This window comes from Dactylosporangium sp. CA-139114 (genome assembly GCF_050955725.1).
In the GTDB taxonomy this organism is placed as follows: Bacteria; Actinomycetota; Actinomycetes; order Mycobacteriales; family Micromonosporaceae; genus Dactylosporangium.
Genome location: NZ_CP192080.1, coordinates 9,626,287 through 9,653,224 on the forward strand (window position 1 = coordinate 9,626,287; position 26,938 = coordinate 9,653,224).

Annotated in this window: 24 protein-coding genes; 9 read left to right on the top strand and 15 right to left on the bottom strand. The window is 72.7% G+C overall.

The annotated features are described in order from the left end of the window. Window positions 1–38 precede the first annotated feature (38 nt). Window positions 39–4,145 (bottom strand): AAA domain-containing protein, encoded by a 4,107-nt coding sequence (locus ACQP2P_RS43255; RefSeq protein ID WP_433611085.1) that lies wholly within the window; start codon window positions 4,143–4,145, stop codon window positions 39–41. Between the two features lie 122 nt (window positions 4,146–4,267). On the opposite strand from ACQP2P_RS43255, the gene ACQP2P_RS43260 reads away from it, so the two are divergent. Continuing rightward, window positions 4,268–5,824, top strand: coding sequence for a cellulose binding domain-containing protein (locus ACQP2P_RS43260; RefSeq protein ID WP_433611087.1), 1,557 nt, complete (start codon window positions 4,268–4,270; stop codon window positions 5,822–5,824). Between the two features lie 33 nt (window positions 5,825–5,857). Here the strand turns inward: ACQP2P_RS43260 and ACQP2P_RS43265 are convergent, their stop codons facing one another. Continuing rightward, window positions 5,858–6,820 carry a LysR family transcriptional regulator gene (locus ACQP2P_RS43265; protein ID WP_433611089.1) on the bottom strand — a complete coding sequence of 321 codons (963 nt, stop codon included), beginning with the start codon at window positions 6,818–6,820 and terminating at the stop codon, window positions 5,858–5,860. Window positions 6,821–6,923: 103 nt separating this feature from the next. On the opposite strand from ACQP2P_RS43265, the gene ACQP2P_RS43270 reads away from it, so the two are divergent. From ACQP2P_RS43270 to ACQP2P_RS43280, 3 genes are read left to right on the top strand one after another with little or no spacing between them, the layout of a single operon-like run. Next, window positions 6,924–7,364: a DUF4396 domain-containing protein gene (locus tag ACQP2P_RS43270; protein WP_433611091.1), complete on the top strand. Its 441-nt coding sequence runs from the start codon at window positions 6,924–6,926 to the stop codon at window positions 7,362–7,364. Window positions 7,365–7,374: 10 nt separating this feature from the next. Beyond that, window positions 7,375–7,956, top strand: coding sequence for a DUF998 domain-containing protein (locus ACQP2P_RS43275; RefSeq protein WP_433611093.1), 582 nt, complete (start codon window positions 7,375–7,377; stop codon window positions 7,954–7,956). Further along, the gene (locus ACQP2P_RS43280; protein ID WP_433611095.1) at window positions 7,953–8,762 is read left to right on the top strand and encodes an SDR family NAD(P)-dependent oxidoreductase; all 810 of its coding nucleotides are present in this window, start codon (window positions 7,953–7,955) and stop codon (window positions 8,760–8,762) included. The genes ACQP2P_RS43275 and ACQP2P_RS43280 overlap by 4 nt, the downstream gene beginning before the upstream one ends. Here ACQP2P_RS43280 and ACQP2P_RS43285 read toward each other — a convergent pair. From ACQP2P_RS43285 to ACQP2P_RS43300, 4 genes are all read right to left on the bottom strand, one after another. After that, window positions 8,751–9,449 (bottom strand): NRDE family protein, encoded by a 699-nt coding sequence (locus ACQP2P_RS43285; protein WP_433611097.1) that lies wholly within the window; start codon window positions 9,447–9,449, stop codon window positions 8,751–8,753. The genes ACQP2P_RS43280 and ACQP2P_RS43285 overlap by 12 nt on opposite strands. 38 nt (window positions 9,450–9,487) lie before the next feature. Further along, window positions 9,488–11,968 (bottom strand): putative bifunctional diguanylate cyclase/phosphodiesterase, encoded by a 2,481-nt coding sequence (locus ACQP2P_RS43290; protein WP_433611099.1) that lies wholly within the window; start codon window positions 11,966–11,968, stop codon window positions 9,488–9,490. A gap of 27 nt (window positions 11,969–11,995) precedes the next feature. Further along, window positions 11,996–13,801: a S8 family serine peptidase gene (locus ACQP2P_RS43295; protein ID WP_433611101.1), complete on the bottom strand. Its 1,806-nt coding sequence runs from the start codon at window positions 13,799–13,801 to the stop codon at window positions 11,996–11,998. Between the two features lie 112 nt (window positions 13,802–13,913). Continuing rightward, a complete protein-coding gene (locus ACQP2P_RS43300) occupies window positions 13,914–14,399 on the bottom strand; it encodes a winged helix-turn-helix transcriptional regulator (RefSeq protein WP_433611103.1) in 486 nt (161 codons plus the stop codon). Between the two features lie 66 nt (window positions 14,400–14,465). Between ACQP2P_RS43300 and ACQP2P_RS43305 the strand changes: the two genes are divergently transcribed. Beyond that, entirely contained in the window at window positions 14,466–14,972 is a 507-nt protein-coding gene (locus ACQP2P_RS43305; RefSeq protein WP_433611105.1) for a PaaI family thioesterase, read from the top strand. A gap of 100 nt (window positions 14,973–15,072) precedes the next feature. Here ACQP2P_RS43305 and ACQP2P_RS43310 read toward each other — a convergent pair whose 3' ends face one another. The 3 genes from ACQP2P_RS43310 to ACQP2P_RS43320 all read right to left on the bottom strand — a co-directional run bounded on the left by ACQP2P_RS43310 (window position 15,073) and on the right by ACQP2P_RS43320 (window position 18,217). Next, on the bottom strand, window positions 15,073–16,122 hold the full coding sequence (locus tag ACQP2P_RS43310) for a hypothetical protein (protein ID WP_433611107.1): 1,050 nt from the start codon (window positions 16,120–16,122) through the stop codon (window positions 15,073–15,075). A 112-nt stretch (window positions 16,123–16,234) separates the two neighbouring features. Further along, window positions 16,235–17,449, bottom strand: a complete 1,215-nt coding sequence (locus ACQP2P_RS43315; RefSeq protein WP_433611109.1) for a glycosyltransferase — start codon at window positions 17,447–17,449, stop codon at window positions 16,235–16,237. Between the two features lie 75 nt (window positions 17,450–17,524). After that, the gene (locus tag ACQP2P_RS43320) at window positions 17,525–18,217 is read right to left on the bottom strand and encodes an RluA family pseudouridine synthase (RefSeq protein WP_433611111.1); all 693 of its coding nucleotides are present in this window, start codon (window positions 18,215–18,217) and stop codon (window positions 17,525–17,527) included. 36 nt (window positions 18,218–18,253) lie between these two features. Here ACQP2P_RS43320 and ACQP2P_RS43325 point away from each other — a divergent pair, with 36 nt between their 5' ends. From ACQP2P_RS43325 to ACQP2P_RS43335, 3 genes are all read left to right on the top strand, one after another. Beyond that, window positions 18,254–19,216, top strand: coding sequence for a sigma-70 family RNA polymerase sigma factor (locus ACQP2P_RS43325; RefSeq protein WP_433611113.1), 963 nt, complete (start codon window positions 18,254–18,256; stop codon window positions 19,214–19,216). Window positions 19,217–19,287: 71 nt separating this feature from the next. Beyond that, a complete protein-coding gene (locus tag ACQP2P_RS43330; RefSeq protein WP_433611115.1) occupies window positions 19,288–19,887 on the top strand; it encodes a DedA family protein in 600 nt (199 codons plus the stop codon). A gap of 25 nt (window positions 19,888–19,912) precedes the next feature. Continuing rightward, window positions 19,913–20,107, top strand: a complete 195-nt coding sequence (locus ACQP2P_RS43335) for a CsbD family protein (protein WP_433080946.1) — start codon at window positions 19,913–19,915, stop codon at window positions 20,105–20,107. A gap of 54 nt (window positions 20,108–20,161) precedes the next feature. Here the strand turns inward: ACQP2P_RS43335 and ACQP2P_RS43340 are convergent, their stop codons facing one another. The 3 genes from ACQP2P_RS43340 to ACQP2P_RS43350 are packed head-to-tail and all read right to left on the bottom strand — an operon-like array spanning window position 20,162 to window position 23,486. Next, window positions 20,162–20,581, bottom strand: coding sequence for an SPW repeat domain-containing protein (locus ACQP2P_RS43340; protein ID WP_433611117.1), 420 nt, complete (start codon window positions 20,579–20,581; stop codon window positions 20,162–20,164). 36 nt (window positions 20,582–20,617) lie between these two features. Further along, window positions 20,618–22,228, bottom strand: a complete 1,611-nt coding sequence (locus ACQP2P_RS43345; protein ID WP_433611119.1) for a glycoside hydrolase family 10 protein — start codon at window positions 22,226–22,228, stop codon at window positions 20,618–20,620. 58 nt (window positions 22,229–22,286) lie between these two features. Continuing rightward, window positions 22,287–23,486, bottom strand: a complete 1,200-nt coding sequence (locus tag ACQP2P_RS43350) for a DUF4407 domain-containing protein (protein ID WP_433611121.1) — start codon at window positions 23,484–23,486, stop codon at window positions 22,287–22,289. A gap of 89 nt (window positions 23,487–23,575) precedes the next feature. Here ACQP2P_RS43350 and ACQP2P_RS43355 point away from each other — a divergent pair, with 89 nt between their 5' ends. After that, entirely contained in the window at window positions 23,576–23,761 is a 186-nt protein-coding gene (locus ACQP2P_RS43355) for a hypothetical protein (protein WP_433611123.1), read from the top strand. On the opposite strand, the gene ACQP2P_RS43360 is transcribed toward ACQP2P_RS43355, so the two are convergent. The 3 genes from ACQP2P_RS43360 to ACQP2P_RS43370 all read right to left on the bottom strand — a co-directional run bounded on the left by ACQP2P_RS43360 (window position 23,743) and on the right by ACQP2P_RS43370 (window position 26,732). After that, a complete protein-coding gene (locus tag ACQP2P_RS43360) occupies window positions 23,743–24,273 on the bottom strand; it encodes a GNAT family N-acetyltransferase (RefSeq protein WP_433611125.1) in 531 nt (176 codons plus the stop codon). The two genes, ACQP2P_RS43355 and ACQP2P_RS43360, sit on opposite strands and share 19 nt — an antisense overlap. 87 nt (window positions 24,274–24,360) lie before the next feature. Beyond that, the gene (locus ACQP2P_RS43365; RefSeq protein ID WP_433611127.1) at window positions 24,361–25,581 is read right to left on the bottom strand and encodes a hypothetical protein; all 1,221 of its coding nucleotides are present in this window, start codon (window positions 25,579–25,581) and stop codon (window positions 24,361–24,363) included. Between the two features lie 5 nt (window positions 25,582–25,586). Continuing rightward, complete coding sequence (locus ACQP2P_RS43370; protein WP_433611129.1) at window positions 25,587–26,732, bottom strand: helix-turn-helix domain-containing protein; 1,146 nt, start codon at window positions 26,730–26,732, stop codon at window positions 25,587–25,589. Window positions 26,733–26,938 lie beyond the last annotated feature (206 nt).

Sequence of the window (26,938 nt, forward strand, 5' to 3'; positions counted from 1 at the left end):
GACACTCAGTCACCTGAGTGCCCCGCGCCCGCGGGGAGTCAGTCGGTTTCGGGGCGCTGGACCGGCAGGACGCGTGTGCGGTCCGGGTCGGCGTCCTCGACCCGCAGGACGCGCGTGCGGTCCGGGTCCGGCTCCTGCGGGTCGAGGGCCGGGTCGGGTGCCGGGGCGGGCTCGGACGAGGACTCGCCGCGGGCCTCCTCCAGGGCGGCCGTCAGCGCCGCGTTGATGCGCGAGCCGCCGCGCTTGAAGCCGAGCTGCTTGCGCGCCTCCTCCACGACCTGATCCTCGGTGCGCAGCAGCGTGTCGGACTCGATCCAGCGGATCAGGTCCACGAGGAGGGCGTGAGGGTAGTCGGCGATCGGGCGACCCGGCTCGAACGGCGGGCGGGGCGACGCGGGCCGCTCCGGCGCCGGTTCGTCGAGGTGCAGCACGACCGTCGGCTCGTTCGTGCGGCGGGCCTCCACCGCGGCCACGGCCTCGTCGTATGCGGCCCGGGCGCGGGCGGTCTCCGCCTGCGGGTCGGCGAACCAGTCCGTCGACCAGATGCGGTGGAAGCGCCAGCCCAGGCGCTCGAGCTGCTCCTGCCGCAGCCGGTCGCGGTCGCGGGCGGTGCTCGCGGAGTGGTACGCCTCGCCGTCCGTCTCGATGGCCAGCACCATCTCGTTCGGGTTCGTGGGGTGGGCGCAGGCGAAGTCGATGGCGAAGCCGGCCACGCCGAAGCGCGGGGTCACCGGGATGCCCGCGGCCGTGAGGCGACGCTCGACGTCGGCCTCGAAGGCGCCCAGGGCCGGGCGCTCGGCGGCGGCGGTGCTCAGCGAGGTGCCGCCGGACTCGGCGTACTCCAGGTAGGAGCGCAGCAGCCGCACCCCGTCGCTGGTCGAGCGGGCCGGGTCCATGTCGGCGGCGGTGAACGAGCTCACCAGGGTCATCCGGCGCCGGGCCCGCGTCACGGCCACGTTCAGGCGGCGTTCTCCGCCCGGGAGCAGGAGCGGGCCGAAGCGGTACAGCAGGCGCCCCTGCGCGTTCTTGCCGTAGCCGATCGACAGGATGATCGCGTCCCGCTCGTCGCCCTGGACGCGCTCGAGGTTCTTGACGAAGAAGGGCTCCGCGGCCGTCTCGGCGAAGAAGGCGTGCAGCTCGGGGCGGGCCGCCAGCACCCGGCGCAGGGCCAGGTCGATGCGCTCCGCGTGGGTGATGCCCATCGTGATGACGCCCAGCGACTCGTTCGGGCGGACCTGGGCGTGCTGCAGGATCAGCTCCACCACGCGGTCGACCTCGGCGGTCACCGAGTCGGGGGCGGACTCGTCGGCCGAGCCGGACCCCTCGGCCGAGCCGGACACGTGGACGTGCGAGACGCTGCCCTCCCCCGCGACGCCCGGGAAGGTGACGAGGGAGCCCTCGTAGATGTGGGCGTTGGAGAACCCGATCAGCCGGTCGTCCTGGCTGCGGTAGTGCCAGCGCAGCAGGTATCCGGGCAGCAGGGCGCTCAGCACGTCGAGGATGGACTCGTATCCGGACGTCAGGGACAGGTCGATGGAGCCGTCCGGGTTGACCCCGAGCGGATCGGTGCCCCCGCTCTCCTCCGCGGCCATGAAGAACGACGTCGGCGGGAGCTGGTGCTCGTCGCCGGCGACCACGACCTGCCGGCCGCGCAGCAGGGCGGGCACGGCGTCGGCCGGCGTGACCTGGCTGGCCTCGTCGAACACGACCACGTCGAACAGGTCGGCCTGGGGCGGGAGCAGCTGGGAGACCACGAGCGGGCTCATCGCCCAGCAGGGCCGCAGCGCGGTGAGCATGTGCGGGGCCGCCGCGAAGAGCTGACGGATCGGCAGGTGGCGGCGCTTCAGGTTGGCCTGGTGCTCGACGAGGCGGCTCTCGTCCGGGTGCTCGTCGCGGACCTTGGTGATGTGCTCGGCCACGGCCCGCAGCACGCGGGTGGCGGTGGCGTCGATGTGGCGGTGGTCGGCGTCGCGGTACTCCGCGACGGTCCGCGCGTGCAGGGGCCCGTCGAACGCGCCCACCCGCGGGTCGGTGAAGTTCAGGTGCTGCAGGATCGAGGCGTGCCAGCAGGCGTCGAAGACCGCGGCGGCCTGGTCGGCATCGGCCCGGCGGGCCTGCAGGTCGTCCACCAGCTCGTGCAGGCCGGCCCGGGCGAACGCGTCGGCCAGCTCGTTGAGGCGGGGCACGCGGCGCAGGGTGCGCTCGTCGGCGGCCAGGGCCTGCGCGGTGCGGGCCAGGCCGTCGAGGTCCATGGTGAGCAGGGGGATGTGCACGCAGTACCGCTGCAGCTGCTGCACTTCCCGGTCGAGCGCGTCGAACGCGGCGCGGGCGCGGGGCAGCTCGTCGGGGAGCCGCGGCACGCCACCCCACTGCTCCCGCTGGCGGTGGGCCACGGCCAGGCCCTCGAAGAGCTGCTCGGCGCTCGGGGTCCCGCCGCCGCGCCAGAGCCGGGCGGCCTGCTTGCGCAGCTTGCGCCGGGCCCACCAGCCCAGGTCCGCGACCTGCAGGTACGGGCGCAGATCCGCCTGGTACACCTCCGGCTGGAAGTTTCGCAGCGTGGCGGCGATCTGCTCGAGGAACGCGAACAGCGCCCGCCAGCCGGTCACGTTCACCGGGCGGGGCAGGCCGGTCTGGGCCGCGACGTATTCCAGCGCGGGCCGCGCCTCGGGCAGCGTGCGCCCGGACAGGCGCTCGGCGAGGTCGAAGGCGGCCTGGGCCTCCTGCGGGGTGTGGACCTCGGCCCCGACCCAGCCGGACTGCTGCTCGGTCAGGGCGAACCCGCCGACCGTGGCGTAGTCGCGCAGCTGCTCGCGGATGCGCCGGGCGCCCGCCTCGTCGAGGGCGGCCAGGACGGGGCCGCGCAGCCGGACGGCGGTCATCGGGGTGACCAGCGCGTTGAGCCGGATCAGCTCGTTCTGGGCCTGGAACGCCGAGATCCCCCACGGGCCCCGGATCTGGTGCATGGCCTCGTCGTGGTCGTTGAGCGCGGCCCGCCGGGCGGTCAGCGTCTCGTGCAGCACCGCCAGGTCGGGCTGGGCGATGCGGGCCGCGGAGTCGAACGCGGCCTTGAGGTCGGCGGCGACCTTTCTCCTGGAGGTCGTGCCGTCGTGCACGTCCATCACCAGGTTGCCCAGGCCGCGCCGGGTCAGCCGGTCGGTCACGGCGGTGATGGCCGCGCGCTTCTCGGCCACGAACAGGACCCGCTTGCCCTGGGCGACCAGCGACGCGATGAGGTTGGCGATGGTCTGGCTCTTGCCGGTGCCGGGCGGGCCCTTGATCACGCTGTGCTGGCCGGCGAGGACCGCGTTGATCGCGTAGTTCTGCGAGGAGTCGGCGTCGAGGACCAGGAACTCGTCCTCCGGCGGGATCCAGTCGGGGTCGCGCACGGCGATGCCCGACGCCGGGCGCAGCGCGGCCTGGGCGTCGCGGTCGCCGGCGATGGCCGCGATGACGTCGTGCTCGACCAGCGCCCGGGCGCCGACCCGCAGGTCGGTGACCATCGGCAGCTTGGCGTAGGAGAAGGTGCCGAGCACGAACCGGGGCGTGACGGCGAAGCCGCGAACCCGGCCGGCGGTCTCCTTGGCGAGCCGTTCGTACAGCGGCTGGGGGTCGAATCCGGAGGCGTAGCTGACCAGCTCCTCGAGCTCGTCGGCGTCGACGCGGATGCCGAAGTCCTCCTCGAGCAGCTGCAGCAGCGTCGGGTTGAGCTCCAGGTCGCCCTGCAGCGTGAGGTCGAAGTCGTCCTCCGCCGCGCCGCGGGCGCGCAGCTGGGCCGAGCGCAGCAGCACCGGGGCGGCCGGCGCGGCCCCGGCGCCGGGGGCCGGGGTCCAGGTGGCGCTGCCGATCGCGGCGAAGCACGTCTCGATGCCCCGCTCCTCGGTGAGCTCGCGGGCCTTGTTCCGGATCGTGCGGGCCCGCTTGATCGCGGCGGCGTGGGCGTCGGGCTCCGTGAACAGCTGGCCGAGCGGCAGTGTGCGCCCGCCCAGCAGCGCCTGCTGGGCCACCGGATCGGCGCTCGTCAGGTCCAGCGTGCCCGCGCGCAGGTCGCGGTAGTACAGCAGCGTGTTGCGGCCGCCGAGGTCGATCAGCTGTGACCGCCAGCGACGGGCCGCCTCCTGAACGAGCGCGCCCCTTGCTTCCTCCACATCGCAGAGCGTATCCGTCCTGGCAAGTGATTGATCGGGACCTTTACTGTTAACAAACCTTCGCGTAATCTTCCCCGCCAAGGGCGCCTAACCCCCTTCTACCCGAGGCAGGACACACCATCGTGCGGAGACTGCGAATCGGGGTGATCGCGGCCGTCCTGGCGACCGCCGCGGCCACCGTCATCTCACAAGCGCCGGCGTTCGCCGCGGCCGCCACCGCGACGTTCACGAAGACCTCGACCTGGGGCACCGGCTACGAGGCGAAGTACACGATCACCAACGGCACCGGATCGACGATCAACGGCTGGACGGTCGCGTTCGACCTGCCCTCCGGCACCTCCATCAGCTCCTCGTGGGACAGCAACCGGACCGGCTCGACCGGGCACATCGTCGTCACCAACAGCTGGAACGGCACGATCGCCCCCGGCGGCACGGCCAGCTTCGGCTTCGTGGCCTCCGGCAGCGGCGACCCGGCCAACTGCACCCTGAACGGTGCCTCCTGCTCCGGTGGCACCACGACGCCGGGCGCCCCGGGCGCGCCGGGCAACCTGCGGGTCACGGCCACGACCAACACCAGCCTCGCGCTGGCGTGGAACGCCTCGACGGGGAGCCCGACCGGGTACCGCGTCTACGAGGGCACCGCGGTGAAGGCGACGGTCACCGGGACCAGCACCACGGTCTCGGGCCTGGCGGCGGGCTCGACGCACACGTACACGGTCAAGGCGTACAACGCCCAGGGCGAGTCCGCGGCGTCGAACAGCGTCACGGCCACCACCACCGGCGGCACCACCAACCCGCCGGCCGGGGGCGCGGCGGCCCCGTACCTGTACCAGTGGGGCGACCCGCCGAACCCGCAGACCGTCCAGCAGGCGACCGGCATCAAGTGGTTCACGCTCGCGTTCGTGCTCGCCAGCGGCGGCTGCAACCCGGCCTGGGACGGCAGCCGGCCGCTCACCGGCGGCGTGGACCAGACCGTCATCAACCAGGTGCGCGCCGGCGGCGGCGACGTGATCCCGTCCTTCGGCGGCTGGTCCGGCAACAAGCTGGGCCCGAACTGCTCCACCCCGCAGGCCCTGGCCGGCGCCTACCAGACCGTGATCAACACGTACGGCCTCAAGGCGATCGACATCGACATCGAGAACACCGACGAGTTCGAGAACGACACGGTGCGCAACCGGATCGTCGACGCGCTCAAGATCGTCAAGCAGAACAACCCGAGCCTGAAGGTCATCGTCACCTTCGGCACGGCGACGACCGGCCCCGGCTACTACGCGCAGCAGCTCATCAGCCGCGCCGCGTCGACGGGCGCCAACATCGACGTCTTCACGATCATGCCGTTCGACTTCGGCGGCGGCGCGAACATGTACCAGAGCACGGTGAGCGCCTCCGAGGGCCTCAAGACCATGCTCAAGTCGGCCTTCGGCTGGGACGACGCCACCGCCTACAAGCACATGGGCATCTCCGGCATGAACGGCCTGTCCGACCAGCAGGAGAACACCACCCCCGCGCAGTGGCAGCAGATCCGCGACTACGCGCAGAACAACCACCTCGCCCGCCTGGCCTTCTGGTCGGTCAACCGCGACCGGGGCTGCGCCGGCGGGGGCGTGGTGTCGAACTGCTCGGGCATCGCCCAGAACACCTGGCAGTTCACGCAGATCACGGCGACCTTCACGGGCTGACGGCCCGCCGCCGCGCTCCGCGACGCAGGGGGCTCACAGCGTGAGCCCCCTGCGGTCCGGGTGCCGCCCCAGCCAGTTCGTGTAGCGCTCGTTGCGCCGGACGGCATCCGCGTAGGCCTCGATCGCGTACGCCCACACCTGACCCGCCAGATCCGCCGCGGGGCCGTCGGGCAGCCAGCCCAGCATCTGCCGCCAGTGCAGCGGCGCGCCCGCGATCGGCACGGTGACCAGCCCCGCCATCGGCCGCAGCGTCGCCTGGCACAGCCCCACCGCGTCGCCGGACTCGATCAGGTCGATCGCTCCGCGCACCTCGGTCTCGAAGAGCACCTTCGGGGTGAACCCGGCCCGCGCGCAGGCCGCCGCGTGGCACGCCGAGAAGCAGCCGTCCCCGGGCGCGGCCACCCACTGCGCCTCGGCCAGCTCCGACAGCTCCACCTCGTCCCGCCCCGCGAGCTCGTGCCCCTCGGGCAGCAGCAGGAAGACGGGATCGGCCGCGACCACGCGCCAGGCCAGCCCCCGGTCGGTCACCGGCGGCGCGTCCCCGCACGCGCCGACGAGCACGAAGTCCAGCTTCCCGGCCAGCACGAGGTCGCCCAGCTCCGACGCCGACCACGACGCGTGCGTGGTGACCTGGGCGGCCGGGTGGTTGCTGGTGATCCGGCGCACCAGACCGCCCAGGATCGGGCCGTTGACCGCCCCGATGCGGTACCGCCCCGCCGGCTCGGCCGCGCTGGCCAGGCGCGTCGCCTCGTCCTGCAGTCCCTTCACGGCCGGCAGCAGCACCCGGGCCCGGGCGAGCACCAGCTCCCCCAGCGGCGTCGCCCGCGCGCCGCGCCGGTCCCGCTCGAACAGCGCCCCGCCCAGCGCGCGCTCGATGCGCTGCAGCTGGGCGGTGAGCGCCGGTTGGGCGAGTCCGAGCGCGGACGCGGCCTTGGTCACGCTGCCGGCGTCGGCGATCGCGCACACGACCCGCAGATGCCGCAGCTCCAGTTCCATACAGAGACGGTAGGGCCGTCGAGCCCCTGGCAGAAGGCCCCTGGAGATCGAGACACACCGTTTTTACTTGGACGATACCCCTGGGGGGTATATGGTTCGAGCCATGGAATCCCTGACGCGACAAGCGGTGACCGCGACGCTGCACTGCCTGACCGGCTGCGCCATCGGCGAGGTCGCGGGCATGGTCCTGGGCACGGCCCTGGGCTGGGGCAACACGACGACGATCATCGTGTCGATCGCCCTGGCCTTCGCCTTCGGCTACGCGCTGACCCTGCGCTCGGTCCGGTCGGCGGGCCTGACCCTGCGCGCGGCCCTCCCGGTGGTCCTGGCCGCGGACACGGCCTCGATCGCCACGATGGAGCTGGTCGACAACGGCGTGGTCCTGGCCATTCCCGGCGCGCTGGACGCCGGCCTGGCCGACGCCCGGTTCTGGCTGAGCCTGCTGATCTCCCTGGTCCTGGCCTTCGCGGTGACGGTCCCGGTGAACCGCTTCCTGATCGCGAGGGGCCGCGGTCACGCGGTGGTTCACCAACATCACCGTTAGTCTTGGGGCGATGATCCCCCGCTGGTCCGCAACGGCATCCGCGGCAACGGGCTGCACCGGCGCCGCGGGCCTGACGGCCGCGGTGGCGACCTCCCCGCCGGCGACCTACGTGTCGGAGTCCGGCGTCCCGGGCGCCCCGCACGCCGGGCTGTATGCGGCGAGCATGCTGTTCCTGGCCCTGTCGCTGGCCCTGCTGGCGATCCCGGCCCGGCGGTCCTGCTGGCTGATCGCCGCCTCGCTGGCCCTGGCCGCCCCGCTGGCCGCCGTGTCGAGCGCGGTGCACTGCAGCCCCGGCTGCCCGCTGCCGCCCTACGAGGCCCCGGCGGCCCGCGACCTGGTCCACGCCGTGGCCGCGATCGCCGCGCTGCTGCTGTGCGCCCTGGCCATCCTCCTGTACTCCCTGCGACCTCCGCCGGACCGCTGGACCGGCCGGCTGGGGATCGCGGTCGCCTACCCCCCGCTGCTGCTCTCGGCCGCCGGCATCCTCTTCGCCGGCCGCTCCCTGTTCACGGGCGTGATGGAGCGGGCGGCCCTGGTCGCGGTCTCGGTGTGGGTGGTCCTCACGGCAATACGCCACTCGAGGCGGCGGTGAGCCTGCCGCGGACGGTCGTGCTCACCGGGGCCAGCGCCGGCATCGGCCTGGCCGCGGCCCGCCGCTTCGCCCGGGCCGGCGACCGCCTGATCCTGCTCGGGCGCGACGAGTCCCGCCTGTCCGCGGTCGCCGCGAAGCTACCCGGCTCCGTCCCCGTGCGGGCCGACTTCGCCGACCTGGGCCAGGTCCGCCGGGCCGCCGAGGAGGTCAAATCGGCCTGCGACCGGATCGACGTGCTGGTCAACAACGCCGGCGGGCTGTACCGCGGCCCCCGCGCCCTGGTCGTGAACCACCTGGCGGGATTCCTGCTGGCCCATGAGCTCAGGGGCCACCTGCGCGCGGCGGGCGCCTCGCGGCTGATCACCACCGCGTCGCTGGCCGAGGCCTGGGGCGTCCTCGACGTCGACGACCCGCTGAGGGCCTCCCTCGCGCACCGGGCGCGCTGGCTGGCGTACGGCTCCTCCAAGCAGGCCAACATCCTCTTCACCCGCGAGGCGGCACACCGCTGGGCGCCCGACGGCGTGCTGCCCACCGCGTTCTTCCCGGGCCTGGTGCGCAGCCGGTTCGCGTCCAGCAGCCCGCTGTTCATGCTGGGCAAGCTCATCCCGGTGCTGTCCACCACGCCGGAGCGGGCGGCCGACACGCTGCGGTGGCTGGCCGACGCCCCGGCGGGCGAGCTCGTGCCCGGCGGCTACTACTTCCGCCGCGAACTCTTCCCGGCCACCCCGCGCTCGACCGGCCGGGACCGCGCGGCCCGCCTGTGGCAGTCCTCGCTCGAGGCGGCCGGCCTGCCATCAGTTCGGTAGTGGAATCTCCGACCACGCCGCCTCCGGGCCGGGGTTCGCGGTGAAGTCGTAGCGCACGCCCGGCTCACCGATCGCGACCAGCGCCGCCGAACCCGAGCCGTAGAGCAGCCCCGCCACCTCCTTGCGGATCAGCAGGGGACGCTCCGCCGCGCCCGTGAACTCGCCGCCCGCCAGCAGGGCCAGCCAGTCGCCCCAGGCCTCCAGGGACGACAGGCCCGGCTTGGGATCCGGGGTCGAAGCCGTGGCCAGCGGGGCGAACGCGTTGACGTCGATGCCCTGGTTCACGATCACGTGGTTGCCCGGTTCGAGCAGGGTGTGGGTCACCCGCGCGCCGTCCCACGACGTCACCGCGATCTCCGTGGGTTCGGCCCGCACCAGGTGGAAGGCGTCGAAGGAGCGCAGCACGTCGTCCTCCGGCGGGAAGTGGGCCAGCGGCAGCGAGCCCCGCGTCGGGCGGTCGCCGGCCGGCGGGAGCGGCGGGTAGCCGTTGAGCAGGGCCGTCACGCTCGGGCGGGCCGGGTCCACGGCCAGCCAGGTGCCGCCCGCGGTGCTGTCCCGGCCGCCGAAGCGGCCCGGCCAGTGCTCGGCCGGGGGCTCCCACGGGCGGGCCAGGTACTCGTCGCGGACCGCGGCCAGGAGGACCGGCCACGTGGCGTCGGGGTCGAACCGGAGGAGCACGGTGCACATGAACCGGAACGTTATGCCAAGTGCCGGAGCAGGAGAACTCAGGCGACCCCGACGCGCGCGCTGAGCCAGTTCGCGAACTCGTCCGCGGGCAGCGGCTTGGAGATGTAGAAGCCCTGCACCAGGTTGCAGCCCTCCTGCCGCAGATGGTGCAGGGTCTCCTCGTCCTCCACGCCCTCCGCCACCACCATCAGGTCGAGGGCGTGGCCGAGCTGCACGGCCGAGCGCACCACCGCCCGGTCGCGGTGGTCCACGGCGATGCGCTGCACGAAGGAGCGGTCGATCTTCACCTCGTGGATGGGCAGCTCGCGGAGGCGGCCCAGGGACGAGTAGCCGGTGCCGAAGTCGTCGATGGCGAGCTTCACGCCGAGCGCGTGCAGCCGGTCGAGGATCACGAGGGCGCCGGTCGGGTCGGCCATGATGCTGCTCTCGGTGATCTCCAGGGTGAGCGCGCTGGCCGGGACGCCGGCCTGGCCGAGCAGGCGGGCCACGATGTCGGGCAGGTCCGACTCCTGCAACGAGTTCGGCGAGAGGTTCACGGCGACGTGCATGTCGTGGCCCGCGCGCCGCCACGCCGCGCACCGGCGCAGGGAGACCTCGAGCACGTGCAGGGTCAGGGGGCGGATGAGGCCGGAGTGCTCGGCGAGGGGGATGAACTCGTCGGGCGGGACGAAGCCGTGCACGGGGTGGTGCCAGCGGGCCAGGGCCTCGGCGCCGACGACGGCGCCGGTCGCGGTGGACAGCTTGGGCTGGAAGACCACGACGAGGTCGTGGCGCTGGATGGCCTCGCGCAGGTCGGCGACCATGGCGAGCCGGCGCGGGCTGTTGCGGTCGTCGTCGCTGGTGTAGACGCGCACGCCGGTGTGGGTCGTCTTGGCCACGTACATCGCCACGTCCGCGCGCTGGATGAGCGTCTTGGCGTCGTGGCCGTGCTCGGGCGCGAGGGCGATGCCGATGCTGCAGCGCGCGTTGAGCCGCAGGTGCCCGATCGGGATCGGCTGCTCCATCGCGGCGCCGAGGTCGTCGCCGACGGCGATGGCGACCTCACGCGTGCGGATGTTCGGCAGCAGGACGGCGAACTCGTCCCCGCCGAAGCGAGCCACCGTGCCGCGGTCGCCCAGCCGCTCCTGGAGGCGCTCGCCGACGAGCCGCAGCAGCTGGTCGCCGACGTCGTGACCGAGGGCGTCGTTGACGTCCTTGAACCGGTCGAGGTCCATCAGGAGCACGGCGACGGGGGTGCCGGCGGAGCGCAGCCGGTCGGTGAGCGCCTGGAAGCGCTGGCGGTTGGGCAGGCCGGTGAGCGGGTCGTAGTTGGCCAGGTGCTCCTTCTGCGCGACCTCGCGGCGCAGGTCGTCGAGGAGCCGGGCCTTGGTCAGCGAGAGACTCGCGTGGTTGGCCAGCGCCTGGAACAGCCGCACGTGCTGCTCACCGAAGGTGGGGATGTCGGGGAGGCTGTCGGCCACGAGGAGCACGCCGGACTCGCCGTCGTTCAGCGGTACCGGCACCGCGATGCCGTCCTCGATGGACCCGATCACGCGACTGCCCTTGGCCACGAGCACCGGCGAGCCGGCCCGGGCGGGCTGCCACCATGCGGTCTCGGGCAGGGCCTCGGCGGTGCCGATGTCGAAGATGTTCGCCCCGTGCATGCGCAGCCGCACGTGGGCGCCGTCGGCGTCGGGGACGATGAGCTCGGCCCGCTCCGCGCGCAGCTGGTCGCGGGCCTGCTCGAGCACGATCCGGGCCACGCCGCGGGTGTCGAGGGGGCCGTCGAGGGCGCGCGTGAACGCGTACAGCTCCTCCACCTGCTGGTGGCCCTGGCTCTGGTGGACGAAGGCGCGGTAGGCGCGGTACGTGACGGCGGAGACGATGGCCAGCAGCGCGATGGCACGGGCGTCGCGCTCGATGGCGAGGGCGCTGATGAGCCCGATGCTGGTGGTGATGGCCACGAGCGGGAGGCCCTGCAGGGCGCTCGGCAGCCGGCGCCACTCGCTGGGGTCGTCGTGCAGGGCGATCACGGCGGTGACGAGGACCGCGGCGATCACGTCGGAGAGCAGCATGGCGATCAGGACGTACAGCCACTCCTTGGGCCCGCTGGGCAGCACGGGTCCGGCGAGGGCGCGCAGCAGCACGGCCGCGGCCGTGGTCTGCGCCCCGAGGAGCGCGATGTTGAAGCCGAGCTTGACGCCGCGCTGGCGGCGCAGGACGGACAGGCCCACGACCCCGCCGATGAGGCGCACGCACAGCAGCAGCGTCGGGTCGACCGACAGCAGCCCCAGCACCATCGGGATCTCGCTGAGGCTCATCGCGTGGCCGCCGCGGCGCACCCGGACGTGGACCGCGAAGCCCTCGGTCAGCGCGAAGGCCACGAGCAGGATCGCGAGGGGTACCGCATCGGGAGCGGTGGGCAGGCCGACGGTCCGGATACGCAGCGCGTGCGCCGCGACGGTCGCGACGCCCAGCCAGAGACTGAGCGTCGCGACCCGCGCATCCGGGCGACCCCAACCGCGTACTTTCGTCATCATCGCCCTGTTTGTACGGTTAATGCGGCGTTACTGCCAGATGGAGCTGGACCAGTAGCTCCCACTCCAAGTTCGGCCGCTCCAGGTGTTTCCTGACCAAGTTCGGCCGCTCCATGTGCGCCCGTCCCAGGTGGCCCCGCTCCAGGTGCGCCCGCTCCAGGTGCGGCCGTCCCAGTTGGTGCCGACCCAGTTGACCGAGCTCCAGGTCTGGGCCGTCGGCAGGCCCGGGAACAGGCCGGTGCTCATCGCCGAGCCGGTCCAGGCCGCGCCGTTCCACGCGCCGCCGCTCCACGCGGTGCCGGCCGTGGCGGCCTTGCCCCAGGTGGTGCCGTTCCACGCCAGGCCCATGATGTCCTGCTCGCCGGTCAGCTCGACGCCGCTCGTCGGGTCGGCCACGTGGGCGGTGCCGCGGGACGCCTCCAGCGAGCCGGTCCCGGTGGACGCCGTCCAGGTCTGGGCGGCCGCGGCCGTGGTCGGCGTCGGCGCGTCGATGGCCCGCTTGATGTTCAGCTCGCCCGCCCCGCTGCCGAGCTTCTCGGCCTTGGGCATGGCGTCGGCGGTGCTCGTGAGCAGCTTCTTCACCTGGTCCGGGGTGAGCGACGGGCGTTGCTGCAGCAGCAGCGCGACCGCGCCGGAGGTGATGGCCGCGGCCTGGGAGCTGCCGCTGCCGCGGAAGTAGCGGCCCGTGGTGTCGCCGGGGACGAGCCCGGTCGGGTAGTTCACGTCGACGTACGAGCCGGGGTCGCGCAGGCCGACGATCGAGCGCCCGGGAGCGGTCAGGTCGACCGAGCGGGTGGCGTTGCCGCGGCTGCTGAAGTCGGCCACGACGTCGTCGGCGCGCGGGTCGGTGCCCTTGGAGTCGGCGGCGCCGACCGCGATGACGTACGGGTTCACCGCGGGCATCGACAGGTTGCTGCGGCTGGTGCCGTCGTTGCCGCCGGACACGACCACGGTGATGCCCTTCTTCCAGGCCGACTCCACCGCGTGGGAGAGCGGGTCGAGCTTCGCGTCCTGGTTGGAGTCGGTGCCGAAGGACAGGTTGAGGACCTTGATGTTCAGGCCCGGGTCGTTGCGGTGCTGCACGACCCAGTCGATGCCGGCGATCACCTGGGACACGTCGGTGGCCCCGTCGGCGGCGGCGACCTTGACGCTGATCAGCGTCGCGTTCGGGGCCATGCCGGTGAAGGTGCTCGGGTCGCGGACCGCCAGCAGGTTCGTGAGCGGGTCACGCCCGGCGATGAGGCCGGCCATGTGGGTGCCGTGGCCGAACGTGTCGGTGTAGCGCAGGTTGGGAGCCTGCGACTCGAACGACAGGTCGGGGCCGTTGACGATGCGGGTGGTGTCGTTGAGGCCCATCACCGGCGAGACGCCGGAGTCGATGAGCGCCACGCCGACACCCGTGCCGGCGATGTTCCGGCCGGTCGAGTCGACCTTCTTCCACACGTCGAGGGCGCCGGTGGCGCGAACGACGCTGAACATCGAGTTGGAGTCGCCCTCGGCGCGCCACCGGGCGGCGGAGAGGGAGACCGTGCCGTCCACGGTCACCCCGCGCACGCCGGGCGCGGTCTTGAGTGCCGACAGTCGCTGACCTGGTACCTCGGCCACGAAGCCGTCCACGACGGACAGCGGCCGCCCGACCTTGCCGCCGGCGCGGGAGACCGCGAGGGCGGCCGCGTCGGGATCGTCGTACTCGACGATGACGCGGGTCAGGCCGGCGGCGGTGGCCGTCGGGGTGGTGGCTGCGACCGCCGGCCCGCCCGGCGCGACCGCTCCGGCCGCGATCGCGATGATCGCGGCGGATGCGGCGCCCAGTGCGCCCCGGTTTCTGCTCGGCATGCGGGCCCCTTCCATGGGTTCATGACTAGCCGTGATCCATGGTTGGGCAGCGCGTAGCGTTCCGTTGTCAACAGATCGGTCGTACTTCACGCACGGTGCGTGACGCCGGGCACTAGATTTTGGCGGGCGTGCGCCGAATTGCCCCGGGTCCGGGCCGCGGCACGACGTCACGGGGTGCGACCTCGTGGTGCCCGGCCTCGCACACGAGCGTGGCGTGCACGTGGGCGCCGCAGTCGCGATGGACGGTCTCCAGCGGCGGGCCGCCCGGGTCGGCGAGGTACCGGTCGCCCCACTCGCGCACGGCGACGAGCAGCGGGTAGAGGTCGAAGCCCTTCTCGGTGAGGCGGTACTCGTCGCGGGCCCGCGACCCGGGCTCGCGGTAGGGCACCCGGCGCAGGATCCCGTTGGCCACGAGCACGCCGAGCCGGTTGGTGAGCACCTGCCGGGGCATGCCGGTGCGCTCCCGCATGTCGTCGAAGCGGAAGATGCCGTTGAAGACCTCCCGGAGCACGACGAGGGTCCACCGCTCCCCGAGGATCGCCATCGCGCGCCCGATCGTGCAGTTCTCCACGGACCACTCGAGTGCCCTGGGTCTCATGCTGTCAGGCTAACCCGGGGCTGAGTCCTGTTGACAGACTTAGCCTCGGGCCGCGAGGCTGGGGCCATGACCCAGACCGAGGGCGACCTCCGCAGCCGCACGTTCTCGTGGTCCGACCCAATGCTCAACGCGGAGCAGCTGGGCCGGCGCAGCGGGCTGGAGCTGCTGCGGGCCATGAACCGCGGCGAGCTGCCGGCCCCACCGATCATGCACCTGCTCGGCACCGGGCGCCTCGACGCCGAGGAGGGGCGCGTCACGGTGACGCTGGAGCCGCAGGAGTACCACTACAACCCCCTCGGCACCGTGCACGGCGGGGTGCTGGCCACCCTGCTGGACACCGCCACGGGCTGCGCGGTCCACTCGACCCTGCCGGCGGGCGTGGGGTACACGACGCTCGACCTCACCACCAAGTTCCTGCGCCCGGCCTCGATCGCCTCCGGCGTGCTGACGTGCGAGGGGACGGTGCTGTCGAAGGGGCGGCGCACGGCCCTGGCCCAGGCCCAGATCACCGACGGCCGCGGCGCACTGATCGCGCACGCCACGTCGACGTGCATGCTGTTCGAGATGGCGTGACGACCGACAAGTCGGGCGCTTCGCGCCGCGACGTATCGGATCTATACCCCGGCTGGGCATAAATGCGAAATGTCGCGGCGCGCAGCGCCCGACATTTCGGTCACGAACGGGACGACGGCACCGGGTCGCGGCGACCGGACGGGACCAGGCTCTGCCCGGGCGTGATGACCACCTGACGGGGCTGGGCGATCTGGGCCACCAGCAGCGTGCCGACGAGGCCGAAGAGCGCGTACCCGCCGAGCACGATCGCCGCGCGCTGCACGCCGGCACCGTCGAAGTACACGATGCCGCGGATCGCCTCGGTGCCCAGGCCCGGCGGCAGCCACTGCCCGATCGCCCGCCAGAACGGCGGCAGCAGCGGGGCCGGGTAGGCGCCGCCCGCGCTCGGGTTGCCGAGGACCACGAAGAGCAGGACCGTCAGGCCGGTGCCGACGAAACCGAACGCCGCCTGCAGCGCCATCGTGCAGCAGCCCGCGGCGAACACCAGCAGCGCGCCGAACCACCACAGCTGCGCGAAGTGGCCGTCCAGGGCCCCGAACAGCGAGCCCGCGACGAAGGCGCCGCCGACGCCGGACACGGCCGAGTAGACCGCCAGGGACAGCAGCCGGACCAGGGCCCGGTGCGGGTTGGCGGGGCGGGCACCCTTGCTCATGCTCACCGCGAGGGCGACCAGGTATCCGCCCACGACCCAGCCCAGCGCGAGGTAGAAGCCGGAGAGACCGCGGGCGTCGCCGAGCAGGGCCGGGCGCGCGTCCTCGGTCGTGAAGGCGCGCTCCTGGGCGTCCTCGAGCGGCGTGATGATCTGCTCGAGCACGGTGGCCACGCTCGCGCCGGCGGCACTGGCGATGATGAGCCGATCGGTGGCGTCGGTGTTGGAGACGACGAACGCCCCGTACACCTCGCGCTGGTCGATCATCCGGCGTGCGGCGTCCTCGCTGAACGCGGGTCGCGCGTCCAGCGGCTCGCCGGGCAGCCGGTCGAGCTTGCCGACCAGGTCGTCGAGCGCCTCGGGGGGCGCGGCGACGGCCACAGGAATCCGGTGCGGGGTCGGCTCGTGGAAGGCCCCGATGTAGCTGGCGATGAACGCCATCTGCAGGGCCAGGACCGCGAGGACCAGCGCACCCGCGCGCGGCGTGACGCCGTCGCGCACTTCATGAAGAAATCCCGCTTTCACCACATTTGACGGTATCGTACGGGCGACTCCGGCGTGTCAGACTTGACCAGTTTTGTCGGTAACTCGGGCTTCTCGGCGGGCGCGTCCTTCAGGGCGCGCGGAAGACCCACACCCGCATGAGGATGAACCGCAGCAGCGTCGTGACCGCGTTCGCGACCAGGAGCACCACGAGCTCGGCCGCGTGCGCGGGCCGCGGCGCGGCCATGTTCAGCGCGGCGAGCGCGGCCGCGTTGAGTGCCAGCCCGAGGGCGAAGAGCATCAGGCCCTGGAGCTGGTGGCGGATCGCGCCTTCACCGCCGCGGATGGCGAACGTGAGCCGGCGGTTGAGCGCGGTGTTGGCGATCGCGGTGCTCAGCAGCGCCACGAAGTTCGCCGCCTGGGCCCCGAGCGCCGGGCGCAGAAGGGCGTAGAGGACCAGGAACGCCACGGTGGAGAGCACGCCGATGCCGCCGAAGCGCAGCAGCTGCGGCAGCATCCCGGCGGGGACGCCCTCGACCAGCGGGGCCCGCCCGAGCCGGCTGCGCAGCGCGGCGACCGGCACCTTGCCGGTGACCAGCGCCCGGCCCAGCCGCACGATGCCCTTGAGGTCGGCGACGGCGGTCGCGACGATGTCGACCCGGCTGTCAGGATCGTCGATCCAGTCGACCGGCACCTCGTGGATGCGCAGGCCGGCGCGCTGGGCGAGCACGAGCAGCTCGGTGTCGAAGAACCAGCCGGGGTCCTCGACGAGCGGCAGGAGCTGCTCGGCGACCTCCCGGCGGAGGGCCTTGAAGCCGCACTGCGCGTCGGAGAAGCCGGCGCTCAGGGTGGTCCGAAGAATGCGGTTGTAACTGCGGGAGATGAACTCGCGCTTGGGCCCCCGCACGACCCGCGACCCGCGCGCGAGGCGGGAGCCGATCGACACGTCGGAGTGGCCCGACAGCAGCGGCGCGACCAGCGGCAGCAGCGCGTTGAGGTCGGTGCTGAGGTCGACGTCCATGTAGGCGAGCACGGGCGCGTCGGAGGCGGACCAGGCCTGCTTCAGCGCGCGGCCGCGGCCCTTCTCGGCGAGCCGGAGCACCTCCACGCCGTCCAGCTCCTGGCTGAGCGCCCGGGCCACCGCGGCCGTGCCGTCGGTGCTGGCGTTGTCGGCGACGGTGATGCGAAAGGGGAACGGAAAACTCTCGGCCAGGTGCCGGTGCAGGCGGCGCACGCAGGGCGCGAGACCGGCCTGCTCGTTGTAGACCGGGATGACGACGTCGAGGACGGCGCCGGTGTTGCCGGCGCCCCCGCCGACCGCGCGAGGAAGCGTCACACTGCTCATGCGGCGAAGCCTCGGGCCCGCACCTTCCGGCAACGTGCGGCGAACCTGTGCCCCGGCTGTGATTCTCCGCGTCCGCTACGCGCCCGCGGCCTGCGCGAACTCGTCCGGCATCGGCGCCTCCACGGTCACCCGGGCGCCGTTGTGGTCGAACGACAGCCGCCACGAGTGCAGGAAGGTGCGGCCGGCCGGGTTCTTCTCGAACAGCGGGTCCCCCACGATCGGGTGGCCGATCCAGGCCAGGTGCACGCGGATCTGGTGGCGGCGGCCGGTGTGCGGATACGCCTCCAGCAGCGCGCGCTGCGGGGTCTGGGCGCGCACGGTGAAGGTCGTCGTCGACGGGTACGTCGGCACGGTGTCGAACACCGCCGACGCCGGCACGCTCCAGGTGCCGTCGGTGAGCACGATGCTCTCCCGGGGCGCCGCGATCCGGACCCGGTTCTTGCGCCCGACGCTCAGCGGCAGCTCGACACGGCCGGACGGCGGCAGGTCGCCCGGGGCCGTCACCGCCAGATACGCCTTCTCCACCGTGCACTTGTTGAACTGCCGCGTCAGGCCCCCGTGCGCGGCCAGGTCCTTCGCGAACAGGATCACGCCCGAGGTGACCTTGTCGATGCGGTGCACCGGGAACAGCTGCTCGCCGGCGTCCGCGGCCATGCGGACCAGGTCGGACTCGTGCCGCTCGCCCATCACGGAGACGCCCACCGGCTTGTCCAGCACCAGGATCGCGTCGTCCTCCAGCAGCACGCGCTCACGAAACTCGGCCCACATCGTCCTAATCTCGCACGGAGGGAAGAGGAGGCTCGCATGGACCTGAGCGAAATCGAGCCGCACCGGCGGGAGCTGGAGCTGCACTGCTACCGGATGCTCGGCTCCTACCACGAGGCCGAGGACCTGGTGCAGGAGACGTTCCTGCGGGCCTGGAAGGGCTGGGACGCGTTCCAGGGGCGCTCGTCGGTGCGGGCGTGGCTCTACCGCATCGCCACCAACGCCTGCCTCGACGTGCTCAAGAGCGCCCAACGCCGCATCCTGCCGATGGACCTCGGGCCGCCGTCCGGCCCCGGCGACGACCGGCCCCCGCGCGCCGACGTCGCCTGGCTGGAGCCGCTGCCGGACCGGGTGCTCGACGCCGACCCGGAGACCCGCGCGGTCGCCCGGGAGACGGTGGAGCTCGCGTTCCTGGCCGCGCTGCAGCACCTGCCGCCGCGGCAGCGGGCCGTGCTCGTCGCACGGGACGTGCTCGGCTGGTCGGCGGCGCAGACCGCGGGGCTGCTCGACATCACGGTTCCGGCGGTCAACAGCGCCCTGCAACGGGCCCGGGCGACCCTCCGCGAGCGGCTGCCGGAGCGCGGCGACGACTGGACGCCCGAGCGTGGGCCCGACCCGGACGAGCAGGAGGTGCTGCGACGGTACGTCGACGCCTTCCAGCGCGCCGACGTGCGGGGCATGGCGCGGCTGCTCGCCGACGAGGCGCGCGCGGTGATGCCGCCGCTGCCGATGTGGTACCTCGGCCGGGACGCCATCGCCACCACGCTCGCGCAGAGCGTCCCGCCCGGCTCGCCGTTCCACGTCGGGCGGGTCCGCGCCGAGCTCACCCGCGCCAATCGCGACCCGGCGATGCTCGTCTACCACACGCCGCCGGGCGAGACGGTGGAGCGCCCCTTCGCCGTCGGGGTCATCCGCGTCGAGGGCGGACTGATCACGGAGCTGACCGCCTTCCACGACCCGCGGGTCTTCGAGTTCTTCGTCGTTCGCGACCGGGCGGGGTAGGGGAAACCCCCCTGCCGATCGGCGGGCTGGCACCGCTGATTTCGCGGCCCGCGGACGGCACGGTTGACGGCATGGAGGCGATGGCCGGCTGGGCTTACCTGGTGATCTTCGTGCTGCTGGTGCTGGACTGCCTGATCCCGGCGGTACCGGCGGAGACGAGCGTGATCGCGGGCGGGGCGCTCGCCGCGAGCGGGCACCTGCACCTGGCCGTCGTGCTGCTCTCCTCGATCACCGCCGTGTTCGTCGGCGACGTGCTCATGCACGAGGTGGCCCGGCGCGGCGGGCGGCGGCTGGTCGAGCGGCTCCTGCGCGGCGAGCGCTCGTGGAAGGCCGTCGGCTGGGTCTCGCGGCTGCTCGACCGGCACGGCGGGGCGATCGTCGCCGGCGGCCGGTTCGTGCCCCTCGGGCGCACCACGGTCGCCCTGGTGAGCGGCTACGCGCGGTTCCCGCGGCGACGCCTGCTGCCCGCCCTGGCCGCCGGGGCCGTGCTGTGGAGCGTCTACATCGCCGGCCTGGGCTACCTCGGCGGGAACGTCTTCACCGGCAACCCGCTCGCGGCCGCGGGGCTGGGGATCGCGCTGTCGTTCACCGTGACGGGCGTGACGACGCTGGGACGGCGGCTACGTTTGCGAACGCGCCCGGCCGGGCAACCACTCATCAGCAAGGCGTGACCGGAATACGTGGAAGGGATGTGCGATGAGTTTCACGGACAAGGTCGAGCACAAGGCCGAAGAGCTCAAGGGTGCCGCCAAGGAGAAGTACGGCGACATGACCGACAACGAGCGGCTGCAGGCCGAAGGCGCCGCTGAGCGCGCCGCCGCGAAGGCCAAGCAGGCCGGCGATCACGTGAAGGACGCCGGGCGCAACGTCGCCGACGCGTTCGACCGCTGATCGCACTCGCGACGCAGATGGGCCGCCCCGATTTCGGGGCGGCCCGCCCGCGTCTCAGGCCCGTTCTTCGGGGCCGAACGCGGCGCACGTGAGGATGAGCAGGCCCACGGCGATGTCGTTGGCGGTCGAGGCCGACCAGCCGAACCGCAGCACCAGCGGCGCGATGAGCACCCATCCGGCGAGCCCGCCGATGATCGGGGTGAACCCGGCCGCGCCCGGCTTGAGCAGCCGGACCAGGGTCGCGACGGCGAGCGCGATGCCGGTCACCGCGTCGCTCCAGAAGATGTCGTAGCGGCCCGCCCCGATGTACCCGAACGGCACCGCCGACACCACCAGCCACACCGCCGCCAGGAACACGATGGCCAGCGGCAGGGTCCGCGTCGCGCGGGCGGCGGGGGGCCGCTCGGGCGCGACGGGATCCAGGCGGATGTGCGCCGGCGTCGTGAAGTCCTGTTCCGAGATGAAGCTGCTCATGGCCGACAGCCTTCGGGGCGGCCGGATGAGCGGTGATCACCCCGCCGGAGCGCTTTCGTTCCAGGAGCGGTCGAGCGCGGTGACGCAGTACGTGCCCTTGGGGCCGGTGAACTCCCCGTCGCCGCCGCGCCGGGTGGCGACGAGTTTGGCCGCGCTGCCGTCGACCCGGTAGACGGCCGCGGAGACGCCCGGGCCCTTCCAGGTCAGTTTCACGTTGTCGCCGTCGGCCGCGGTGGACAGGGTGGGTGCGGCCGGGGCCTTGTTCGGCAGCCACCGCATGAGCGGCGGCAGCGCGGGCGTGCTGTAGAAGTCGCCGGCGTACTTCGAGACGGAGCCGAGCGCGTCCGCCCGCAGGTTCTTGGCGCTGAAGTGGACGCTGCCGGTGACCTGGGCGTACTTGCGATTCAGGGCGAGCTGGCGGTCGAGCTCGGCGGGGTCGGACCACGGGCCGGCCTGCCCGACGCGGTAGTCGGCCTGCCCGATGTACAGCTGCACCCTCGTGTCCTTGACGACGTCGACCCACCAGGGCACGAGCTTCGCGTAGTCGGCGACGTCGAAGCCGATGTTCCAGTACAGCTGCGGCACGATGTAGTCGAGCCACTGCTCGCGCACCCACTTGCGGGTGTCGGCGTAGATGTCGTCGTAGCTCTGCAGGCCGCGGGTCGGCGAGCCGGCCGGGTCGGTGCCGTCGTTGCGCCAGATGCCGAACGGGCTGATCCCGAACTTCACCCACGGCTTGAGCTGCTTGATCCGCTGACTCACCTCCTTGACCAGCAGGTTGACGTTCTCGCGGCGCCAGTCGGCCTTGCTCTTGCCGCCGCCGTACTGCCGGTACGCCCCGTCGTCGGGGTAGTCCTGCTTGCCGACCGGGTACTGGTAGAAGAAGTCGTCGAAGTGCACGCCGTCGACGTCGTACTTCTGCACCGCCTCCAGCATCGAGTCCTCGACGAACTTGCGCGCCTCGGGAATGCCCGGGTTGAAGTGCAGGCGGCTGCCGGTGGTGCCCACCGACGGGTAGACCACCGCCCACTCCGGGTGCTTGCGCAGCGGGTGGTCGGGGGCGAGCGCGTTGATGTCCGGGCCGGCCCCGGAGGGCGCGGGCTGGCTGCCCCGATACGGGTTGAACCAGGCGTGGAACTCCAGATCGCGCCGGTGCGTCTCGTCGATCATCCACTGCATCAGGTCGAAGCCGGGGCCCTGGCCGCGCACCCCGGTGATCCACTCCGACCAGGGCGCGAAGTCGGACGGCCACAGCGCGTCGCCGCTGGGCCGGACGTGCACGAAGACCGCGTTGAGGTTGCGGCGCTGGGCGAGGTCCAGCCAGCCGAGGTACTCCTGCTTGATCTGGTCCGCGGGCAGCCCCGGGCGGCTGGGCCAGTCGATGTTCTCGACCGTGGTGATCCAGACGCCGCGCAGCTCCCGGGGCGCGCTCAGCGGGACGCCGCCGCAGCGGGACGCGCGCGGGTCGGTGGCGCGGTCGGCCCGGTCCGCGGTGCGGTCGACACGGTCCGTGGAGGGCGGGCCGGCCGAGGCGTTGATGGCGTCGTCCCAGACCATGCGGGCCAGCCCGACACCGCCCAGGAGGACCAGCACGAGGCCGATCACGAGCGGCAGCACCGACGTGCGGGCGGGCAGGCGGTGATGCACCGGCCCAGTCTGCCCGCAGGGCGGGGGCCGGAAGCAAGACATCGGGGCAACTTCTGCCCTAACGGACCAGTCGGGACTGGTCCTCCAGTTCCGCCATCAACCGCTCGGCGGCCCGGCTCACGGCGGCGTCCATGAGCCGCCGCTCGGCCACCACGGTCTCCAGGCCGTCGCCGGCCAGGGCCTGCGCCCGGTCCGTGACCAGCAGCTCCTGCTCGTGTCGGCGGGTCTCGGAGAGCTCCTTGCGCCGGGCCTCGCGGGCCTCGGTGCGCTCGTAGCCGTTGCCGTGCGAGACCAGCTTGAGCCAGACCGCGGCGCAGTCGAGGCAGACCAGCAGCGCGGCGACGCCGAGATAGAAGAAGCCGAAGCCCCAGAAGTCGCTGGTCACCAGGTGCCACATCGCGGTCGTGCGAGCCCCGAAGCCGGCCCCGGCCTCGACCGAGGTCCGGTTCGCGCCGCGCTGCTCGGCGATCTGCACGAGCAGCGACCGCACCTGGTCGGCCCGGGACTGCCGGCCCGGCTCCTGGCCGGTGCGCAGCGTCGCGGCCTCGCCGTCGAGGCGGGTGGCCTCGTCCATGAGCGTGCGGGACTGCTGCACGAGCGTGTCGCAGTAGCCGCCGGCCGGGCAGCCGGCCCGCCGGGTCACACCGCCGGCGCGGGAGTCGGCCAGGGCCTGGTCGTAGATGACCGCGGACTCCTTGCGCTTGTCGGCGGCGAGCTGGTGCAGGTCGGCCACGGCCTTGTCGTCGGCGGCGTCCTGCGCCCGCAGCGCGTCGACCTGGCGCTGGAAGGTGGCGATGGCGCCGCTCTGCTCGAGCCGGCTGAGCTGCTGGTTGTGCACGGTGCCGAGGTACGCGTCGATCTCGCCCTTGTAGCGGGCGAGCATGAGCGGCTCGGTGATCACCACGGCGAACAGCAGCGCGAGCAGCATGCGCCCGGCGTAGAGCCCGATCGTGCGCCGTCGCAGCAGATGCTGCGGGTCGGCCGAGTCCAGCTGCTCGAAGTTCACCGCGACGCGCCCGACCACGGCCCGGTCGTAGGCGATGACCGCCAGCGCGACCGGCGGCCCGACCAGCCACTGCCACCACGGGTGGGCGTAGTTCGTGGACGCGTCGACGAAGCTCGCCGCGCCGACGATCGCGTACACGCCGTAGAGCAGGATGAAGACCCCGATGGAGCTGTAGAGCGCCCGATCGGTGTGGGTCCGCACGCTCGCCGGGTTGACGTTGGCGACTCTCAGAAGTGCGGATCCGCCTGCCATGCTAGCGACGGTACGCGAGGATAAGTCGCATTTATGGGCGTTTGACGAAACGGCATCTGTCGACAATCGATTGTGAGCGGAGATGTGCAATGCCCTCGCCGGACGAGGCCCTGGACGTGTTCCCGGCGCTGAAGTCGCTGCTGCGCGACAAGGCCGGGTTCCTGTCCGGCGGCCTGGCCGACGCCTTCGTCGTCCTCGACGCCGGGGAGGTGGTGCGCACGGGCACGCGCGAGGACCTCCAGGACCCGTCCGTGCGTCAACTGCTCACCGTCTGAAGGTTTTTGATCATGATGAGGCAGGGTTCGGTACCGACACTGCGGACGCCCTCGTCGTCGTACTCGACGACGAGGGCGTTGATCCGGCCGCGGCCCCAGTCCACGTAACCCAGCCGCTCGTAGCGGCCGTAGGCGGCCCGGTCGCCGGGCCGGACACCGAGCACGATCCGGTGCCGCTGACGGGCGCGGGCCTCGGCCTCGGCGGCCTGGATGATGGCGGTGCCCACGCCGTTGCCGCGATAGTCCGGCGCGACCTCCACGTGCGAGAGCACGGGCACCTTGGGCAGCCACTCGCGCAGCTGCCACTCCTCGGCCGGGGCGAGGCGCAGGAAAGCGCTCCCGACCACCGCCCCCGCGCACTCCGCCACGAGCAGGATGCCCAGACCGGGCTGGCGGGCGAGGCGCTGGGCGAAGTAGTGGGGCTGCCTGTGGACGGCGACGAGCCCGGGCAGGTCGTCGGGGCGAGCCGGGCGCACCAGCACGGACCCCGCGTCGGCCGTCGCACCGCTCAACGCCGGACCCCACCTCAAGCGCCGTGGTTGCCAGTCGGCGCCGCTGCCTCAGGCGTATCGGAGGGGGCCAATCATAGTCCGCGATCTCTACCGGCGGATATCCTCCAGCTTCCGCTCCCGGGCCTCCTCCGCGGCGTCGAGCCGCTTGCGCTGCTGGCGGAGCCGCGGCTCGCGCGGCGCCGGGCCCGTGCGGTTGAGCCTGATCGTGGCCGATCGACGGAGCCCGAAGTAGCCGACCGCGCCGTGGATCCCGAGGTCGACGCCGGTGTTGTCCATCGCCCGGCGCCAGACGGCCTGGTCGCGTTCCCAGGCGCGCAGGAAGCGGGCACACCCGTGCGGCTCGATGAGGAACGAGCGGCCCCGGGCGGCCTTGAGCGCGATGATCATGTTGCCGCGCCGCTCGCCCGGCTCGGTCGCCTCGGCCCGGCGCAGGAGGTCGGTGATGAGGCGGCGGCGGACCTGCAGGAAGTCGACCCAGTAGCCGGGCCGCAGCGCGTCTTCGAGCTTGCCGTGGCTCAGCGCGGCGAAAACCCCCTCGGCGAGGGTGTCGCCGAGCTCCTCGCCGCGCGCCCGGTCCGGGTTGACGAACGGGTCGTACCACTGCTGCAGCGCCCGGCCCGTGCGCGCGACCGGGCGGATGCCGGCCTCGTCGAGCAGGAAGAACCAGTCCTCGTTGTAGATGTTGGGGAAGAACGCCCCGTCGTTGCGGTCCACGGGCACGAGCAGCGCCCCGCCGCCGACGAAGGTGCCCTGCTTGTCGCCGAGCTCGCGCCGGGCGTGGCAGACCACCGAGTTGTCCCACATGCCGCCGATGTGCAGCCCGACGGCGGCGTGGGTGGGCAGCCGGTCGGCGGCCCGGCGCAGGTCGAGCGCGTCGGGCACGGTGATGTCGTCGTCGAGGAACATCACCTGCCGCCAGCCGATGGCCCGGGACAGCATGAGCGCGAGGTTGCGCTTCATGCTCACGTCGGTGCCCCGGCGGAACGGGGTCCGGTCGAGCAGGCCGGCCGTCTCCAGCACCGGCATCCGCTTCGGCACGCTGTCGACGTCGATCGCCACGACGTCGGCGACGATGCCATTGTCCTCGATCTCCCGGACGATCGCGTCCGCGCGGGCCTGGCGGCTGGCCAGCACCATCAGCGGCGCGTTGAGCTCCTCGGCCAGGCCGGCGGCGTGCACGAGCGACGAGGCCGGGCGGGCGCTCGGCACCACGATCGCGTCGAGCCGCCGACCCCCGGGGCCGGGCGTGTCGCCGGAGGACAGCAGACCCTCGTGGTCGAGGAGCTGCTCCTCGGTGGTCGTGCCCATCCCGTTCACCCCGCGTCCGGCCACTCGTGGAACCGGTTGCGCGCAACGGTCCAGTCAGGGGTCAAGGTCTCTCCCGCGAAAACGGTGACGCGGAACAGGAGGCTGTAGCTGACGGCCTCGCCGAAGCGCTTGGTGAGGTAGTCCTCGTTGCGGTTGCGGAAGCTGCGATCGGTCAGCGCGCGCACTGCCCCGTAGGTGCCACGGCCAAACATGCCGTTGCACAAGGTCACGGTGCGCTTGACGTTCATGGGGCTCGGGCCGCGGAAGAAGTAGGCCACGTCCTCGAGCAGGGTGCGGGCGCCGGTCTCCTCGTCGACCTCGACGACCGGCGCGTAGCGGCGGCCACCGACCTCGAAGTAGCCGTTGTCCTCCTCGGCACTGCGGGCGTGCTGACGCACGGGCAGGTCGGCGAAGGCCTGGACGAGCTCGCGGGTGACCGGGTTGAAGTCGATGCCGCCGAGCAGGACCAGATGGCTGTGGTAGTCGTCGGCGAGCAGCCGGTCGTGGGTGCGGATGCGCACGTCGGCGGTGGGGTTGACGGCCCGGATGTGACCGAAGAGCTCGATCACCGAGTCGGCGTCGGCATACGTGTAGGCGCGCACGTAGTCCGGGTCGCTCTTGTGCGCGTAGGGCATCCGCTCGCGAAGGTCCTCAGGCAGCCGCGCGCACACGATGACGATGCGCTTGGCGTCGGGGCCGAAGTACCACGTCCCGCCGCCGATGGTGTCACCCGGGCCGAGCGGGATCTCGCCGCCGTCGCGAAGGACCGCCTGCGGGTTCGCCGCCGCGAGTGCCCCGGTGTCGCTGGGTTCCGGGGTGCGCAGCCGCGCGAGCGCCGCGTGGATGGCGTCCTCGTTGTCGCGCTCCTCGTCGGTGAGCTCGTCCTCGTCGAGCAGCCGCGCGGGGTCGGACTCGACCGAGCGGCGGGTGGCGAAGAAGCGCGCGTAGCCGGCGAGGCGGCCCTCGGGCGGCGTGACCGGAGTGCGGTCGTGCTCCCACGAGGAGATGACGGACAGGCTCAGCGGCTTGGCGCCGCCCAGGGCTTCGGCGATCTGGCGCTGGGTGACCTGAAGTTGCGGCCAGTGGCGTTTGCGAAGGTCGCGAAGGTACCGCGCCAACGCGCGGTTCGGTGGGGTTTCGCTCGGCTGCACCGTCTCACCTTCGTTCGCCGAACTTCGGTCGACTGATGAGTATACGGGGACCGCAAACCGGCGGGCCACGGGATAAGCCCGTCGTTTCGGATGGCGGGAGGCATACAGAGGGATCGCTCGAAAGCTTGTGTGGGGGATGCCCTGCGCCTACCGTGTTTGGTAAGGAGGTGAACTTCACCGAAGTGCAGAAGATCGGACGAAGTCCA